General features: G+C 72.0%; 16 protein-coding genes and 1 rRNA gene. 4 read left to right on the top strand and 13 right to left on the bottom strand.

The annotated features are described in order from the left end of the window. Positions 1-109: 109 nt before the first annotated feature. From B073_RS0131355 to B073_RS0131370, 4 genes are read right to left on the bottom strand one after another with little or no spacing between them, the layout of a single operon-like run. Entirely contained in the window at positions 110-1768 is a 1659-nt protein-coding gene (locus tag B073_RS0131355; RefSeq protein WP_018542040.1) for a uroporphyrinogen-III synthase, read from the bottom strand. Then, positions 1765-2742 carry a hydroxymethylbilane synthase gene (gene hemC, locus B073_RS0131360; protein WP_018542041.1) on the bottom strand — a complete coding sequence of 326 codons (978 nt, stop codon included), beginning with the start codon at positions 2740-2742 and terminating at the stop codon, positions 1765-1767. Before hemC ends, B073_RS0131355 begins: the two co-directional genes overlap by 4 nt. After that, positions 2739-4124, bottom strand: a complete 1386-nt coding sequence (locus B073_RS0131365) for a glutamyl-tRNA reductase (RefSeq protein ID WP_018542042.1) — start codon at positions 4122-4124, stop codon at positions 2739-2741. Before B073_RS0131365 ends, hemC begins: the two co-directional genes overlap by 4 nt. Next, positions 4121-4900: a redox-sensing transcriptional repressor Rex gene (locus tag B073_RS0131370; RefSeq protein ID WP_018542043.1), complete on the bottom strand. Its 780-nt coding sequence runs from the start codon at positions 4898-4900 to the stop codon at positions 4121-4123. The genes B073_RS0131365 and B073_RS0131370 overlap by 4 nt, the downstream gene beginning before the upstream one ends. A gap of 331 nt (positions 4901-5231) precedes the next feature. Here B073_RS0131370 and B073_RS0131375 point away from each other — a divergent pair, with 331 nt between their 5' ends. The 4 genes from B073_RS0131375 to B073_RS0131390 all read left to right on the top strand — a co-directional run bounded on the left by B073_RS0131375 (position 5232) and on the right by B073_RS0131390 (position 9224). Then, the gene (locus tag B073_RS0131375; RefSeq protein WP_018542044.1) at positions 5232-5510 is read left to right on the top strand and encodes a glutaredoxin family protein; all 279 of its coding nucleotides are present in this window, start codon (positions 5232-5234) and stop codon (positions 5508-5510) included. A 250-nt stretch (positions 5511-5760) separates the two neighbouring features. After that, entirely contained in the window at positions 5761-6630 is an 870-nt protein-coding gene (locus B073_RS0131380; protein ID WP_018542045.1) for an HAD-IB family hydrolase, read from the top strand. Positions 6631-6960: 330 nt separating this feature from the next. Next, positions 6961-7749, top strand: coding sequence for an ECF subfamily RNA polymerase sigma factor, BldN family (locus B073_RS41740; RefSeq protein ID WP_018542046.1), 789 nt, complete (start codon positions 6961-6963; stop codon positions 7747-7749). A 272-nt stretch (positions 7750-8021) separates the two neighbouring features. Next, positions 8022-9224 carry a DUF5667 domain-containing protein gene (locus B073_RS0131390; protein WP_018542047.1) on the top strand — a complete coding sequence of 401 codons (1203 nt, stop codon included), beginning with the start codon at positions 8022-8024 and terminating at the stop codon, positions 9222-9224. A 78-nt stretch (positions 9225-9302) separates the two neighbouring features. Here the strand turns inward: B073_RS0131390 and B073_RS0131395 are convergent, their stop codons facing one another. The 9 genes from B073_RS0131395 to rrf all read right to left on the bottom strand — a co-directional run bounded on the left by B073_RS0131395 (position 9303) and on the right by rrf (position 16652). After that, positions 9303-10289, bottom strand: coding sequence for a lysophospholipid acyltransferase family protein (locus B073_RS0131395; RefSeq protein ID WP_018542048.1), 987 nt, complete (start codon positions 10287-10289; stop codon positions 9303-9305). Positions 10290-10303: 14 nt separating this feature from the next. After that, positions 10304-11353: an NAD-dependent epimerase/dehydratase family protein gene (locus B073_RS0131400; protein ID WP_018542049.1), complete on the bottom strand. Its 1050-nt coding sequence runs from the start codon at positions 11351-11353 to the stop codon at positions 10304-10306. A 200-nt stretch (positions 11354-11553) separates the two neighbouring features. Continuing rightward, positions 11554-11652, bottom strand: a complete 99-nt coding sequence (locus B073_RS44725; protein ID WP_003948845.1) for a 30S ribosomal protein bS22 — start codon at positions 11650-11652, stop codon at positions 11554-11556. A gap of 120 nt (positions 11653-11772) precedes the next feature. Next, positions 11773-11982, bottom strand: coding sequence for a helix-turn-helix domain-containing protein (locus B073_RS0131410; protein WP_014144137.1), 210 nt, complete (start codon positions 11980-11982; stop codon positions 11773-11775). A 128-nt stretch (positions 11983-12110) separates the two neighbouring features. Continuing rightward, a complete protein-coding gene (locus tag B073_RS0131415) occupies positions 12111-12935 on the bottom strand; it encodes a phosphatase (RefSeq protein ID WP_026247903.1) in 825 nt (274 codons plus the stop codon). A 361-nt stretch (positions 12936-13296) separates the two neighbouring features. After that, on the bottom strand, positions 13297-14472 hold the full coding sequence (locus tag B073_RS0131420) for an acetoin utilization protein AcuC (protein ID WP_018542052.1): 1176 nt from the start codon (positions 14470-14472) through the stop codon (positions 13297-13299). Continuing rightward, positions 14423-15670 carry an MFS transporter gene (locus B073_RS0131425; RefSeq protein WP_026247904.1) on the bottom strand — a complete coding sequence of 416 codons (1248 nt, stop codon included), beginning with the start codon at positions 15668-15670 and terminating at the stop codon, positions 14423-14425. The genes B073_RS0131420 and B073_RS0131425 overlap by 50 nt, the downstream gene beginning before the upstream one ends. 118 nt (positions 15671-15788) lie before the next feature. After that, positions 15789-16439 carry an HAD family hydrolase gene (locus tag B073_RS0131430; RefSeq protein WP_018542054.1) on the bottom strand — a complete coding sequence of 217 codons (651 nt, stop codon included), beginning with the start codon at positions 16437-16439 and terminating at the stop codon, positions 15789-15791. Positions 16440-16535: 96 nt separating this feature from the next. Then, positions 16536-16652: ribosomal RNA gene (gene rrf / locus B073_RS0131435) — 5S ribosomal RNA — on the bottom strand. Positions 16653-16767: the final 115 nt, after the last annotated feature.

The following is a 16767-nucleotide window of genomic DNA, read 5'->3' on the forward strand; positions in this document are numbered from 1 at the left end:
CCGCCTTTGCCGACGCGGCGTCGGCCGGCCGGGCCCGCGGCGGGCGGCCCGCACATGCGGAAGGGCGCCCCGCACGGAGGCGCCCTTCACGGCCTTGCGTCCTGCGAGCTCAGCTGCGGGCCCGCCGGCGCGAGCCCGGCCGGCGCTCGCTGGGCCGGGTCACCGGGTCGCCGGCTTCCAGCGCGGCGTCGCGCCGCGCCGCGCCGAACTCCGCCAGCGCCTCGGCCAGTTTGTGCACCGACGGCTCCGGCGACATCACGTCCACCCGCAGCCCGTGCTCCTCGGCGGTCTTGGCGGTGGCCGGACCGATGCAGGCGATCACCGTCACGTTGTGCGGCTTGCCGGCGATGCCGACGAGGTTCCGCACGGTCGAGGACGAGGTGAAGAGCACCGCGTCGAAGCCGCCGCCCTTGATCGCCTCGCGGGTCTCGGCCGGCGGCGGCGAGGCGCGCACGGTCCGGTAGGCGGTGACGTCGTCGACCTCCCAGCCCAGCTCGATCAGCCCGGCGACCAGGGTCTCGGTGGCGATGTCGGCGCGCGGCAGGAACACCCGGTCGATCGGGTCGAAGACCGGGTCGTAGGGCGGCCAGTCCTCCAGCAGGCCGGCCGCGGACTGCTCACCGGACGGCACCAGGTCGGGCTTCACGCCGAAGGCGATCAGCGCCTTGGCGGTCTGCTCGCCGACCGCCGCGACCTTGATCCCGGCGAACGCCCGGGCGTCCAGCCCGTACTCCTCGAACTTCTCCCGGACCGCCTTGACGGCGTTGACCGAGGTGAAGGCGATCCACTCGTAGCGGCCGGTGACCAGGCCCTTGACCGCGCGCTCCATCTGCTGCGGGGTGCGCGGCGGCTCGACGGCGATGGTCGGGACCTCGTGCGGCACCGCACCGTAGGAGACCAGCTGGTCGGAGAGCGACGCGGCCTGCTCCTTGGTCCGCGGCACCAGCACCCGCCAGCCGAACAGCGGCTTGTTCTCGAACCACGAGAGCTGGTCCCGCTGCGCCGTGGCGCCGCGCTCACCGACCACGGCTATGACCGGCTGCCCGCCGTCCGGCGACGGCAGCACCTTGGCGGCCTTGAGCACCTGGGCGACGCTGCCGAGGGTGGCCGTCCAGGTGCGCTGCCGGGTGGTGGTGCCGGCGACCGTGACCGTCATCGGGGTGTCCGGCTTGCGGCCGGCCGCCACCAGCTCGCCGGCGGCCGCGGCCACCGAGTCCAGCGTGGTGGAGACCACCGCGGTGGCGTCGCTGGTGCCCAGCTCGGACCAGCAGCGGTCGTCGGCGCTGCGGGCGTCGACGAAGCGCACGTCGGTGCCCTGGGCGTCGCGCAGCGGCACACCGGCGTACGCGGGCACGCCGACCGCGGCGGCGATGCCGGGGACGACCTCGAAGACGATGCCCTCGGCGGCGCACGCCAGCATCTCCTCGGCGACATTGCCGTCGAGGCCGGGGTCGCCGGTCACCGCACGGACGACCCGCCTGCCCGCGCGGGCGGCCGCCATGACAAGATTGGCGGTGTCCCGAAGAGCGGAAACGCCACTGGGGCTGCCGGGGATTGACGCCTCGTCAGCTGACGCCTGCAGCGGAACGTCCACCTGCGCACGTGCATGCACACGCACGACGTCCAGGACCTGCGGATCGGCGACGAGGACGTCCGCGGAGGCCAGCGCCTCCACGGCGCGCAGCGTCAGCAGGCCCGGGTCTCCCGGCCCGGCACCGAGGAAGGTGACCTGACCGGAGGCGGAGTGGTTTGGGGCGGTGGGGTTCAAAGTGCTCGCTCCCCCATAAGACCGGCCGCACCCTTTGCGAGCATCTCGGCGGCGAGTTCCCGGCCCATGCGAAGCGGGACCGACTCGTCGTCAAGAGAGGCAGGTACGTGCCCGGTGGTGGACAGCTGCACCAGCGTCGTGCCGTCGAGCGTGCCGACGACTCCGCGCAGGTGCATTTCGGTGACAGCCTGCTCGTCAGCCTGGACGTCGGCGAGCGCTGCCACGGGGGCGGAGCAGCCGGCCTCCAGGGCGGCGAGCAGGGAACGCTCGGCGGTCACGGCGGCCCGGGTGACCGGGTCGTCGAGCGCGCCGAGCGCGGCGACGAGGGGCGCGTTCGCCGCGACACACTCGATCGCCAGTGCCCCCTGGCCGGGGGCGGGCAAAACCACGTCGGGCGACAGCAGCTGCGTCGCCTCGTCGATGCGGCCGATCCGGGTGAGGCCGGCGGCGGCCAGCACGACCGCGTCCAGCTCGCCGTTCTCGACGAAACCGATCCGGGTGTCGACGTTGCCGCGCACCGGGACGGTCTCGATGCGCCGGCCCAGCGCCCTGGCCCAGGCGTTGAGCTGCGCCATCCGCCGGGGCGAGCCGGTGCCCACGCGGGCGCCGTCGGGCAGCTCCTCGAAGGTGAGGCCGTCCCGCGCGATCAGCGCGTCCCGGGGATCCACGCGCACCGGCACGGCCGCCAGGGCCAGTTCGGCGGGCTGCGCGGTCGGCAGGTCCTTCAGCGAGTGGACGGCGAAGTCGATCTCGCCGGCCAGCAGCGCGTCGCGCAGCGCCGAGACGAAGACGCCGGTGCCGCCGATCTGCGCCAGATGGGCCCGGGAGGTGTCGCCGTAGGTGGTGATCTCCACCAGTTCGACGGGGCGGCCGGTCAGCTCGCGCACCGCCTCGGCCACCTGCCCGGACTGGGCCATGGCGAGCCTGCTGCGCCGGGTGCCCAGCCGCAGGGGGCTCCTCGTGCTGTCGGTCATGACCGCTCCTGTGCTGCGTCGTGCTGGTCGGCCCGGCTGACGGCGGCGACCGTCTGCGGGTCGAGGTCGAAGAGCTCCCGCAGGGCGTCCGCGTATCCGGCACCGCCGGGCTCGCTGGCGAGCTGCTTGACCCGCACCGTCGGCGCGTGCAGGAGCTTGTCGACGACCCGCCGGACGGCCTGGGTGATCTCCGCCCGCTGCTTGTCGTCGAGGTCGGGGAGGCGGCCCTCCAGCCGGGCGATCTCGCTGCTGACGACGTCCGCGGCCATGGTGCGCAGGGCGACGACGGTGGGCGTGATGTGCGCGGCCCGCTGGGCGGCGCCGAACGCGGCGACCTCGTCGGCGACGATGCCGCGCACCTTGTCCACGTCGGCGGCCATCGGGCCCGCCGACGCGGTCGGCTGGTCGGACACCGTGGCGGAGGCGTCGGCCAGCGACTCGATGTCGACCAGGCGGGCGCCGTCGATCCGGTGCGCCGCGGCGTCGATGTCGCGCGGCATGGCCAGGTCGAGCAGCCACATCCGGTCGGCGCGCCCGGCGAGCGCCGCCGCGATCTGCTCACCGGTCAGCAGCAGCCCGGCCGCGCCCGTACAGGAGATGACGATCTCGGCGCGGGCCAGCTCGGCCGCGACGGCGTCCATGGCGACGGCGCGGGCGGTCAGCCCGCCGGCCGCGCCCGGCCCGCCGGGCTCGGTGAGGATCTGCACGAGCCGCTCGGCGCGGGCCACCGTGCGGTTGGCGACGGCCAGTTCACCGACGCCGTTGCGGACGAGGGTGGTGGCGGCCAGCGACGACATCGAGCCGGCGCCGATCACCAGCGCCCGCCGGCCGCGCGCCCAGCCGGCGACGTCCGCGCCGCCGGCCAGCTGCTCCAGGCCGAAGGTGACCAGCGACTGGCCGGCCTTGTCGATCCCGGTCTCGCTGTGCGCCCGCTTGCCGACCCGCAGGGCCTGCTGGAAGAGGTCGTTGAGCAGCCGTCCGGCGGTGTGCTGGTCCTGGGCGACGGCCAGCGCGTCCTTGATCTGGCCGAGGATCTGGCCCTCGCCGACGACCATGGAGTCCAGGCCGCAGGCCACCGAGAAGAGGTGGTGGACGGCGCGGTCCTCGTAGTGGACGTAGAGATGGGGGGTCAGCTCCTCCAGGCCGACGCCGCTGTGGCGGGCCAGGAGTGTGGACAGCTCGGCGACCCCGGCGTGGAACTTGTCCACGTCGGCGTAGAGCTCGATGCGGTTGCAGGTGGAGAGCACCGCGGACTCGGTGGCCGGCTCGGCCGACACCACGTCCTGCAGCAGCTTGCCGCGGCCCTCGGGGGCGAGCGCGGCCCGCTCCAGCACGCTCACCGGCGCGCTGCGATGACTCAGTCCGACGACCAGGAGGCTCATGCCGGCATCACGGCGGGCACATCCCCGTCAGGTCCCTTGCGGTCGGTCGCGACACCCTCGGACCGGGCCGGCGCCGCCGGCAGGGCGCCCTCCGGGCCGGGCCGGCCGGTCTCCTCGCCCGCCTTGCGCTGCTCGTGGAAGGCGAGGATCTGCAGCTCTATGGAGAGGTCGACCTTGCGCACGTCCACCCCGTCCGGGACGGTCAGCACGGTCGGCGCGAAGTTCAGGATCGAGGTGACACCGGCGGCGACCAGGCGGTCGCAGACCTGCTGGGCGGCGCCGGCCGGCGTGGCGATGACGCCGATCGAGACACCGTTGTCCCGGATGATCTGCTCCAGCTCGTCGGTGTGCTGGACCGGGATGCCGGCGACCGGCTTGCCCGCCATGGCCGGGTCGGCGTCGATCAGCGCCGCGACCCGGAAGCCGCGGGAGGCGAAGCCGCCGTAGTTGGCGAGCGCGGCGCCGAGGTTACCGATACCGACGATCACGACGGGCCAGTCCTGGGTGAGGCCGAGCTCCCGCGAGATCTGGTAGACGAGGTACTCCACGTCGTAGCCGACGCCGCGGGTCCCGTAGGAGCCGAGGTAGGAGAAGTCCTTGCGCAGCTTCGCGGAATTCACGCCGGCCGCGGCCGCGAGCTCCTCGGAGGACACCGTGGGGACCGAGCGCTCCGAGAGCGCGGTCAGGGCGCGCAGATACAGCGGTAGCCGGGCGACGGTGGCCTCGGGGATGCCTCGGCTTCGGGTCGCCGGTCGGTGAGTTCGGCCAGTTGCCACGGTGCTCCTGCGGGTAGAGCGGGGCTGTGGACGGTCGTCTGGAACCCGACCGCCCCGTCCAGTGCAGGCTATGTCTTTGTGAACGCGTGCACAAAGATGGTGTCCGGTTTGTCCGGCCAAAGTGACAGGGCTCACGCAGCTTTTACGGGGGTCCGCGGAACCAACTCCCACGCCACACCGTTCACTCGCGTCACCGGCCATCCGGGGCAGCGCCGACGGGAGCACGCGTCCTCACTCCTCATCGCCACGCCCCCGGAAACCTACAAATCGCCCATCGATGGTAAGCGAAACCATCCGCCCCGGGCTCCCCGCGAACCGGCACAATGGCCCCATGGCCCCCTTGTTCAGCCGCGCCCCCCGCAAGAACCCCGCCGACCGGACGGTCACCCTCATCGGGAAGCCGGGCTGCCACCTCTGCGACGACGCGCAGGCGGTGATCGAGAAGGTCTGCGCGGAGACCGGCGCCTCCTGGGAGAAGAAGGACATCACCGAGGACGCCGAGCTGCACCGCAAGTACTGGGAGCAGATTCCGGTCGTTCTCGTGGACGGCGCCCAGCACGACTTCTGGCGGGTCGACCCCGTGCGCCTGCGCACCGCACTGGGCGCCTGAGCCCCGCCGCCCCTGTGCGGCGCCCCCGCCGGCCACTCCCCGGTTGGCCGTAACACTGCGCCGTAACGCAGCCGTCGGCCTCCCCGGTGCTTCCTGACACGCGCCCGTAACCGGCTGCACCGAACAAACTGGCTACGCTAGCCGCATGGCCCGCCCGTCGCCCGCTCACCGCCCCGACCGGAGCCCCGCCGGGGCACTCTTCCCCACCGGGTGGTTCCCCCGCCGCAGACGACCCGCCACGGCGCGCAGCGTGCTGGCCGGCGAGGCCGCGGCCGAGGCCGCCCGGAAGTCCTCGCAGGAGGCGCCGCCCACCGAGGCCCCCGCCGAGCCGGAGTTCCCGGTCGCCGGCGACGCCAGCGCGGCGGCCTTCTTCGACCTCGACAACACCGTCATGCAGGGCGCCGCCCTCTTCCACTTCGGCCGCGGCCTGTACAAGCGGCACTTCTTCCACAAGCGCGACCTGGCCCGCTTCGCCTGGCAGCAGATCTACTTCCGGCTGGCCGGCTCGGAGAACCCCGAGCACATGGCCGACGTCCGCAACAGCGCCCTGTCCATCGTCCAGGGCCACCGCGTCGCCGAGCTCATGGCCATCGGCGAGGAGATCTACGACGAGTACATGGCCGAGCGCGTCTGGCCCGGCACCCGCGCGCTGGCCCAGGCCCACCTCGACGCCGGCCAGAAGGTCTGGCTGGTGACCGCCGCGCCCATCGAGACCGCGACGATCATCGCCCGCCGGCTGGGCCTGACCGGCGCCCTCGGCACGGTCGCCGAGTCCGTCGGCGGGGTCTACACCGGCAAGCTGGTGGGCGAGCCGCTGCACGGCCCGGCGAAGGCCGAGGCGGTGCGCGCACTGGCCGCCGCCGAGGGCCTGGACCTCTCGCACTGCGCCGCCTACAGCGACTCGGCCAACGACATCCCGATGCTCTCGCTCGTCGGCCACCCCTACGCGATCAACCCCGACACCCGGCTGCACAAGCACGCCCGGGAGCACGGCTGGCGGGTGCGCGACTACCGCACCGGGCGCAAGGCCGTCCGGATCGGCATCCCGGCGGCCGCCGGCGTGGGCGCGCTCGCCGGTGGCGCGGCGGCCGCCGCCGCCCTCCAGCGCCGCCGCCGCTGACCGTCCCTGATCACCGCGCGCGCCGCCGGACCAACCGCACTCCCTACCCCCACCGCCGCCCCGTCAGTCCCTTTCCTGCCGGTTAACCACAACACGCCCTTCAACCAGGCAGATTGCGCTCCCTTCCGATCAATACTTGCTCAATATTCGATACTTGATCCGCCACCAACCGGACACGGACCGTAAGTAATCGATGATTTGAGCAACTGGGTGTAGCGCTGCCTGTACGAAGCGTTATTCTCCTCAGACGCATTCCGGAACCCACACGTCCCTACGACGAGTGAACGGTCCCGCACTGCACGTGATGGAAGCTCTGCCTCTGGGAGTCCCGTGTACCCACACGTCGGGGTTGACGCCTCGGGCCTGGCTACGCTGCGTACGACACTCGTCGACCACCTGCGCAGTTTTGTCCCCACCGCGTACGCCGTCCCCGCATTCGCCACAGCCGTGCCCACCGGCCCCTGCTACGCGCTGGCCGACGGGAGCGCTGCGGTCGGCAAGGCCGCCCCCGCCGGCAGAAGCCGCCGCGCGGGCACCGGCACCACCACCGCACGGCGCCCCGCGGACAGCGACAGCCGTCGCATGATGGACCTCGTCGAACGCGCCCAAGCCGGCGAGGCCGACGCCTTCGGCCGTCTCTACGACCAGTACGCCGACACCGTCTACCGCTACATCTACTACCGCGTGGGCGGCCGGGCCACGGCCGAGGACCTCACGAGCGAGACCTTCCTCCGCGCGCTGCGCCGCATCGGCACCTTCACCTGGCAGGGCCGCGACTTCGGCGCCTGGCTGGTGACCATCGCCCGCAACCTCGTCGCCGACCACTTCAAGTCCTCCCGCTTCCGCCTGGAAGTCACCACCGGAGAGATGCTCGACGCCAACGAGGTCGAGCGCAGCCCCGAGGACTCGGTCCTCGAATCCCTCTCCAACGCCGCCCTGTTGGAGGCGGTCCGCAAGCTCAACCCCCAGCAGCAGGAATGCGTCACCCTTCGCTTCCTCCAGGGCCTCTCGGTCGCCGAGACCGCCCGCGTCATGGGCAAGAACGAGGGCGCCATCAAGACCCTCCAGTACCGGGCCGTCCGCACCCTGGCGCGGCTCCTCCCCGAAGACGCCCGCTGACGGCCACCGCTCGCCGCCCGCCATCCCCAACACCCCGTCAGCCGCTCACCTTTGGTGACCTGGCATGCCCGAACGGTCAGATCATCGTGAGTGCGTAACCCGAGTGCCGCGCCGCTCGTTGTCCGGGATGCAGGCTCCACGCGGTCACGCCATGTCCGCTGCGTCTCACTCGTTCGAGTGGCCACGGACAGCGGCGTGCAACCATCCGGCCCGTCTGGATAGTCAATGCCAGTCCGGGGAGTCGAGCGGGATGACGAGAGGAGGTGCCGCCCGTGATCACGAATGTTTCGGTGCACCGGCGGGCCAACGCCTTCGCCCAGGCCCTGGAGGAGCAGGAGCTCAGGGGCGCGGCGACCGAGGACCAGGTCGACAGCGCAGCACAAGCGCCGGTCGACGCACGGCTGTTGGCGGTCGCCGACGGCCTCGGGGAGCTCCCGAGGCCGGAGATGGCCACCGAGGTCAAGACCGTCCAGCGTGCCCAGCTCATCGCCGCGATGGAGGCCGCCTTCGCCGAAGGCGCCACGTCCGGCGACACCCGGGTGCCCGAGCAACGCGAGGCCAGAGGCGGCCACCGGGCAGGGAAACCGCTCGGCCGGCTGCGCCCGCACTCCCGCCTCTCCAAGGGGCTGGCGGCGGGCGGCCTGACGGTCGGCGTCGCCGCCGGCGCGTTCACCGGCGTCGCCGCGGCCAGCACCGACGCCCTCCCCGGCGACTCCCTCTACGGCCTCAAGCGCGGCATGGAGGACCTCCGGCTCACCATGGCCGGCGACGACTCCGACCGCGGCCAGCTCTATCTGGACCAGGCGTCGACCCGCATGATGGAGGCCCGTCGCCTGATGGAGCGCGGCCGCTCCGCACAGCTCGACCACGAGTCGCTCTCCGAGGTCCGCCGGGCGCTGGCCGGCGTCCGGCACGACGCGGGCGAGGGCCACCGCCTGCTGCACGCCGCTTACGAACGCGACGGCTCCCTCGGCCCCATCCAGGCGCTGAACTCCTTCGCCAAGACGCACCGCACCAGCTGGACACAGCTGCGCGACCGACTCCCGGTGCAGCTCACCGACGTCCGCGACGAGGTCAGTTCGGTCTTCGCCGCCATAGACGACGAGGTCGGCCCGCTGCGCTCGCTGCTCCCCTCGGGCCCGGACGGCCACAGCCACCACCGCGACACACCCGCCGACAGGGGCGCCACCGGCGACGCCGGCCGCCCGTCCCCGGCCGGCAGCGAGTCCACGTCCGGCTCCCACGGCACGGGCCGGCACGCCCCACGTCCCTCGGCCTCGCCGTCCCAGGAGCAGGACGGGCTGCTCGGCGGCGGCACGGGCGGGCTGCTCGGCTCGCCCGGCAAGGGCAGCGCCTCACCGCACGACGGCAGCCACGGCAAGGACCGCAGCGGCCACCCCGACGTCACCCTGCCGCCGCTGCTGCCCGGGCTCCTGCCCGACCTGGGCATCGACGGCGACAACCTGTCCAAGTAGCCGGCCCGCCCGCGCCGCGCGGCCCCGCGGCGGCCGGCGCGGCAGCCTCCCGGCGCTCGGTGTTCTTCCGCCACTCCCTCAGAAGAACACCGAGCGCCGCTGCACGAGCAGCTTGTAGAGGGTGTGCTGGATGGTCTCCCGGACCTGGTCGGTCAGGTTGAACATCAGCATCGGGTCGTCCGCCGCCTCCGCCGGATAGCCGTCGGTGGAAATGGGCTCGCCGAACTGGATCGTCCACTTCGTCGGCAGCGGCACCGCACCGAGCGGGCCCAGCCACGGGAAGGTCGGCGTGACCGGGAAGTACGGCAGCCCCAGCACCCGCGCCAGGGTCTTGGCGTTCCCGATCATCGGGTAGATCTCCTCCGCGCCCACGATCGAGCACGGCACGATCGGCACCCCGGCCCTGAGCGCCGTGGAGACGAAGCCGCCCCGCCCGAAGCGCTGGAGCTTGTAGCGGTCCGCGAACGGCTTCCCGATGCCCTTGAAGCCCTCCGGCATCACCCCGACGATCTCCCCGCGCTCCAGCAGCCGCTGGGCGTCCTCCGCACAGGCCAGGGTGTGCCCGGCCTTGCGGGCCAGCTCGTTCATCACCGGCAGGACGAACACCAAGTCGGCCGCCAGCAGCCGCAGATGGCGCTGTGCCGGGTGATTGTCGTGCACCGCGACCTGGAGCATCAGGCCGTCCAGCGGGAGCGTTCCGGAGTGGTTGGCGACGATCAGCGCGCCACCGTCCGCGGGGATGTGCTCCATCCCCTTCACCTCGACCCGGAAGTACTTGTCGTAGAGCGGCCGCAGCAGCGACATCAGGACCTGGTCGGTCAGTTCCTTGTCGTAGCCGAAGTCGTCGACCTCGTAGTCGCCGGTGATCCGCCGGCGCAGGAAGGCCAGCCCGCCCGCGATCCGCTCGTCCAGGGTCCGGCCGCCGGCCGGCCGTGGGGCGGGCGCCGGCTCCGGCTCGGTGCGGGCCTCCGGGACGGGCGCCAGCGCGGTGGCCCGCGCGGTCCGCCGGGCCTTGCGGCGCGCCCGCGGCTCCTCGCCGAAGGGAATGACCTTGGCGTCCGCCATCGTGGGTGAACTCCTCACTGGCTCGGGCCGCGGCGCGCGGACAGCACGCCGGCGAGCCGGTCTACGGTGCGGGCGAGCGACTCGGGCGGCAGCAGCCCCGGGCCGCGGCTGCGGGCGAATTCCTCGAAGGTCTCCGCCGTGGTGTACCGGGGGTGGAAGCCCAGTGTCTCGCGCATCTGCGTGGTCTCGACGACCCGACCGTGCGTCAGCATCCGGATCTGCTCGGGGGAGAAGTCGGTGATGCCGAGGGACCGCAGGACGGTGCCGGCCCAGGTCACGGTGGGCAGGAAGAGCGGCAGCGTGGGCCGTCCCAGGCGCCGGGAGACCTGTGAGAGCAGCAGGACGCCGTCACCTGCGATGTTGAACGTGCCGCTGTTGAGGGTGCCGCGGCGCGGCGCGGCGGCGGCGATCCGCAGCACGTCGATCGCGTCGTCCTCGTGGACGAACTGCAGCCGCGGGTCGTAGCCGAGGACGGTGGGCAGGACGGGCAGCGCGAAGTACTCGGCGAGCGGGGAGTCCGCGCACGGTCCGAGGATGTTGGCGAAGCGCAGCACACAGACCGCCACGTCGGGGCGGCGCCGGGCGAAGCCGCGGACGTATCCCTCGACCTCGACGGTGTCCTTCGCGAAGCCGCCGCTGGGCAGCGACTTGGGCGGGGTGTTCTCGGTGAACACGGCCGGGTCGCGGGGCGCGGAGCCGTAGACGCTGGTGCTGGACTTGATGATCACGCGCTGGACGTTCGGGGCCTTCTGGCAGGCGCCGAGCAGCTGCATGGTGCCGATGACGTTGGTCTCCTTGACCGTGGTCCGGCCGCCCCGGCTGCCCAGCGGTGTGCCGTTGATGTCCATGTGGACGACGGTGTCGGCCCCCGTCTCGGCCAGGACCCGGGCGATCGCCGGATGCCGGATGTCGGCCTTGAGGAATTCGGCCCCGCCGAGCGGGTGCTCCGGTACCACGGCATCGACCCCGATCACCCGGTCGACGTCGGGATCGCGCTGGATCCGGCGGACGAACCGGCCCCCCAGCTGCCGTGCGACGCCCGTGACGAGCACGACGTTGCCCAAGATCGGCTCTCCTTCCCGCAGCGGCTGCCACCTGCGCCGAGCTGTGCGGCTCACGCTATCGGGTCGGTGTTGCACGACGATGACCGCACGATGCCCATAACGACATTTGCGTACGACCACCGTCCATACGGCCCACAAAAGCACCACGGCCCCTCACCGCCCAGGGCGGTGAGGGGCCGCGAAATCGCGATCAGCGTCGCTTACTTCTTGTTACGACGCTGCACACGGGTGCGCTTGAGCAGCTTGCGGTGCTTCTTCTTCGCCATCCGCTTGCGCCGCTTCTTGATAACAGAGCCCACGACTACCCTCGCTCACTTCGTATCACTCGGTGCGGGGCGTCCGAGCCCACACTACCTACATCGGGCCAGGGTACCCGGCGCCGGCCGTACCGCGTAATCCGAGGGTCGCCGAACGAGCGGTCAGGCCGACTCCACCCCCACATACGACTCACGGAGATAGTCGTGGACCGCCTGCTCCGGCACCCGGAACGACCGGCCCACGCGGATCGCGGGCAGATGACCGCTGTGCACCAGGCGGTACACGGTCATCTTCGACACCCGCATCACCGTGGCAACCTCCGCCACTGTCAGAAACACAACTTCGTTCAACGGCCTCTGGTCCGCAGCCATCACACACCTGCACCTTCCGCATAAGACGGGCACCGGCTTCCCCTCCGGTGACTCTTCGTCGCCATGCGTTCACTCCCCAGATTAGGGGCGGGTGATGCGAGTGGGGAAGAGGAGCAGCTAACGACCGCCTATCGGGACAACCTTGCCCTATTCAGGACATAGTGCACCAGGGGGCGGTAGTGAGCGGACCGCACGGCATCGTCGAGCGGCACCACCGCGGACAGCCGTCCCTCGGCCTGTCCGACGAACGGCGCCGGGTCGTCGGAGTCGGCCAGCCCGATCGCCTCGATGCCCAGCTGACCTGCTCCGCAGACCCATCCATGGTCCCCGACGACCAGCTCCGGAAGCGGCCCCGCGGACCTCGCGGCGGCCTCCAGAACGGCCCGCACCGGGAGCGGTGAATGGGTGTGCACGCCCCCCTCGGAAGGTGCGCCCCGCACGCCGGGCTCGCGCATCAGCGCGACTCCCCGTACGTAGTCGAGGACCCGGGTGCGTACGCCGAACCGGGTCGCCATGTCGACACGGTGGCCATACGCCGAGGTGAGGACGGGGCAGCCCGCCGACGAGAGGGCGTCTGCGAGGGCGGCGTAGAAGTCCAGCAGCCGGTGCGGATGGCCGGTGCCGAGCAGCACCGGCGCCCGCCGGCCGGCCGCCGCGGCGAGCCGGCCGGCGAAGGCGTCCAAGGCGGCGATCGTCCGGTCGGGGTCGATCACATCCAGACCGGAAGTGTGCGTGGGATCGGCCGAAACCCCGCACTTCTGCCCCATCAGCCCCAGGACATCACCGAAGGACCAGTCCCGCTCGGGGTCCAGCCCCAGCAACACCCGCGGGTCACGCGCCGCGAAGAGCCGGTAGCGCCGCAGACTCTGCTCCCGCGTGGTCGCGATCGTCCCCGCGAGCCCCGCCTCGATCAGATGCCCCCGCAGTTCCCCGATGCCCCACACACGCCCCATGCTCACCCGCCGACCGCCCGCCCGGTGCCCCAACCGACGGGTAGTCACACATCCGGGCCAGCCCCGAGAAGCGGCCGCCGGGTTCGGGCCCCTCCTGCCCCCGGCGCGACATCTACGGCGCGAACGCCTCTCAGCTGCCCCGCCGGAACACCTCCCCCGGCCAGGCCCGGCCGGCGGCTGGGCTCCCTCCCCCGCCCCGCCGGAACACCTCCCCGGCCAGGCCCGGCCGGCAGCCCGGATCCTCCCCCGCCCGCGCCACGCCCCGGAATACCCCCCGCCCGCCGCGCGTTGTGGCCCCGCAGGGGGCCCTCGCACCCCCTACGGGTTCTGTTCGCCCACCCCCTACGGCACCCCCGCCCCCTCAAGGCAGCAGCCCGTGCGCCGGGAACACCGCCCTCCGGGTGGCCAGCACCGCCTGGTCGAGCCGGTCGGCCGGGTCGTAGCCGCCCTCGGCGAAGTCCCGCCACTGTGGCGTCCGCCCGTCCGTCATCCGCTGCGGCGCCAACTGCCGTGTCCTGCGGAACACTTCGTGCCGCCACTCCTCCGGCACCCGCGACGTCGGATCGATCGGCCGGTGCCCGGCGATCGCCGCCAGATGCGTCCAGCTGCGCGGCACCACCTCCACCACCGCGTACCCGCCGCCCCCGAGCGCGACCCAGCGCCCCTCCGCGTGTTCGTGCGCCAGGGCGTGGCAGGACTCGGCCACCGCCCGCTGCGCGTCCAGGCTCACCGCGAGATGCGCGAGCGGATCCTCGAAATGGGTGTCGGCGCCGTGCTGGGTGACCAGAGCCTGGGGACGGAACGCGGCCAGCAGCTCCGGCACCACCGCGTGGAAGGCCCGCAGCCAGCCCGCGTCGCCGGTCCCGGCCGGCAGCGCCACATTCACCGCGCTGCCCGCCGCGCCCTCGCCGCCGGTCTCCTCCGGCCAGCCGGTCTGCGGGAACAGCGTCTGCGGATGCTCGTGCAGCGAGATCGTCAGTACCCGCGGGTCCTCCCAGAACGCCGCCTGGACGCCGTCGCCGTGGTGCACGTCCACATCCACGTACGCCACGCGTTCGGCCCCCAACTCCAGCAGCCGGGCGACCGCCAGCGCCGCGTCGTTGTAGACGCAGAAACCCGACGCGCCACCGGGCATCGCATGGTGCAGCCCGCCGGCGAAGTTCACCGCGTGCGACGCCTCCCCGCGCCAGACGGCCTCCGCGGCGCCCACCGACTGCCCGGCGATCAGCGCCGACGCCTCGTGCATCCGCGGGAACGCCGGGTCGTCCTCGGTGCCCAGCCCGTAGTCCAGGTCCGCGGACGCCGGGTCGGCGGACGCCCGCCGGACCGCCTCGATGTAGTCCGCCCGGTGCACCAGCCCCAGAGTGGAATCACCGGCCGGTTTGGCGGCCACCACCTCCAGCGGCCCGCGATGGAGCCCGAACGCCTCCACCAGACGCATCGTCAGGGCGAGCCGGACGGGATCCATCGGATGCCCCGGCCCGAAGTCATAGCCCGTTACTGCCTCGTCCCACATCAGCTGTGCGCGGCCGCTCATGGTCGTCACCGTATCGGTCCGGAGACGACCCGAACGAGCGGGCGTACACCAACGTCACCAGGACCAGCGCCATCGGTACGAGCATCGCTCCGCGATAGCTCCAGGCGTCCCCGATCGCCCCCACCAACGGAGAACCGACCAGAAACCCCACATAGTTGAAGATGTTCAGTCGCGCGATGGTCGGATCCGAAGCGCCGGGGCCGCGTCGCTCGACGGCCTGCCGCCCGGCCGCCGCGAACGTCTGCGGTACGACGACACACAGCCCGAGCCCCAGCAGGACGAACCCCGCCATCCCCGCCCAGGCCCCCGGCGCCACCGCCACCACCGCGAAACCTGCCGCCGCCACCACCGTCCCGGTCCGCACCACCGCCACCGGCCCGAAGCGCTGCACGCCCAGGTCGCCGACGGTCCGCCCGAGCAGCGTCATCACCATGTAGACGTTGTACGGGACCGTCGACAGCTGCTCCGAGCTGCCCAGGACGTCCTTCAGATACTTCGCGCTCCAGTTGGAGACCGTCGAATCCCCGATGTACGCAAACGCCATCACCAGACACAGCGGCAACAGCAGCCGCATGGCCACCGGAGTCGCGGCCCCCGCCCCACCCTCGGACGCACCCCGCTCGTCGCCGTCCACGAACCACCGGCCGGCGATCAGCACCAGCGGAACGACGACCGCCACCACCGGCCCGTACAGCAGCACCAGCGACAGCTCCCAGTGTGCGCCCGCCCACGCCAACGACGCCCCGGCGATCCCGCCCAGGCTGTACGCGGCGTGGAAACCGAGCATGATGCTGCGCCCGTAGGCCCGCTGGAGGCTCACCCCCAGCATGTTCATCGACGCGTCCAGGGCGCCCACCGTCAACCCGAACGCGCCCAGGGCCACCGCCACTTGGGCCAGCGAACCGCCCGCACCGACGGCCGGCAGCGCCAGGCACACCACCGGTTGCACAACGCGCAGCACGACGCTGGGCCGCACCCGCTTCACCAGGTGCTCGGTGCCCACGCTGCCGACGCCGGCGAGCACCGGAACGGCCGCCAGGAAGACCGGCAGCAGGCCGTCGGAGATGCCGTAACGCACCTGGATCGCCGGTATCCGGGTCACGAGCAGGGCGAAGACCGCCCCCTGCGCGAAGAAGCTGAGGGCGAGCGCGACCCGGCCGTGCCGCAGTCGCGCTCCCGGCACCTGAGGGGGCGTCATGGCGCGCCAGCCTAGAACTCCGGCCTACCGCTGGGTAGATGGATCACACGACCAATTCGCCCTACCGTACGAGCAGTTCCGCCCAGGACGTATGCGGCCCCCGCCCCGCAACCCACCCCTAGTGCAACAACTGCGGCAGCTCCGCCATATCGACGAACAGCGCGGTGGCCCCGGCCTCCACCAGCTTCGCCGCCGGCGTCATCGCCGTGAACCCGTACACGTCCATCCCCGCGGCCACCGCCGCCCGTACACCCAGCGGGCTGTCCTCGACCACCGCACACCGCCCAGGCGCGACCCCCATCTCCCGCGCCGCGTGCAGAAACAAGTCGGGCGCCGGCTTCCCCCGCGCCACGTCCTGCGACGAGAACAGCCGGTCCTCGCCGAACCGCTCGAACAACCCGGTCTTCGTCAGCGCCACCCGGATCCGCTCATGACTTCCCGACGACCCGACGCAGTACGGCACACCGTCCGCGGCCAGCTTCTCCAGAACGGTCTCCACGCCCGGCACCGGCTGCAGCCGCTCCCGGAACGCGTCGAAAACCCGCGCATGGAAGTCCTCCTCGAAGGCTGCCGGCAGCGCCCGGCCGGACTTCTCCAGCACCAGGTCGCGCACCCGCTGCACCGACCCGCCCATGAAGTCACGCAGCGATTCCTCGTACGTGGTCGGGTGGCCCAGTTCGGTGAGATAGCCGGCGAGGATCTCATTGGAGATCGGCTCACTGTCCACCAAGACGCCATCGTTATCGAAAATGATCAGGTCGTAGCGCATCTCCCGAGCGTACCTACCCGGGCTTTCCTGAAGCCCAACGCAAAAAAGCCTCGTTCCCCGAGTCGAAACTCGGGGAACGAGGCTTTATCAAAATTAGTTCGGCGGCGTCCTACTCTCCCACAGGGTCCCCCCTGCAGTACCATCGGCGCTGAAAGGCTTAGCTTCCGGGTTCGGAATGTAACCGGGCGTTTCCCTAACGCTATAACCACCGAAACACTATGAAACTTTAGAACAACCGTTGGTCTGTTCATGGCTTCAGAACCAACACAGTGGACGCGAGCAACTGAGGACAAGCCCTCGGCCTATTAGTACCAGTCAACTCCACACC

Origin of the sequence: Streptomyces sp. MspMP-M5 (assembly GCF_000373585.1) — a bacterium.
Taxonomy (GTDB): Bacteria; Actinomycetota; Actinomycetes; order Streptomycetales; family Streptomycetaceae; genus Streptomyces.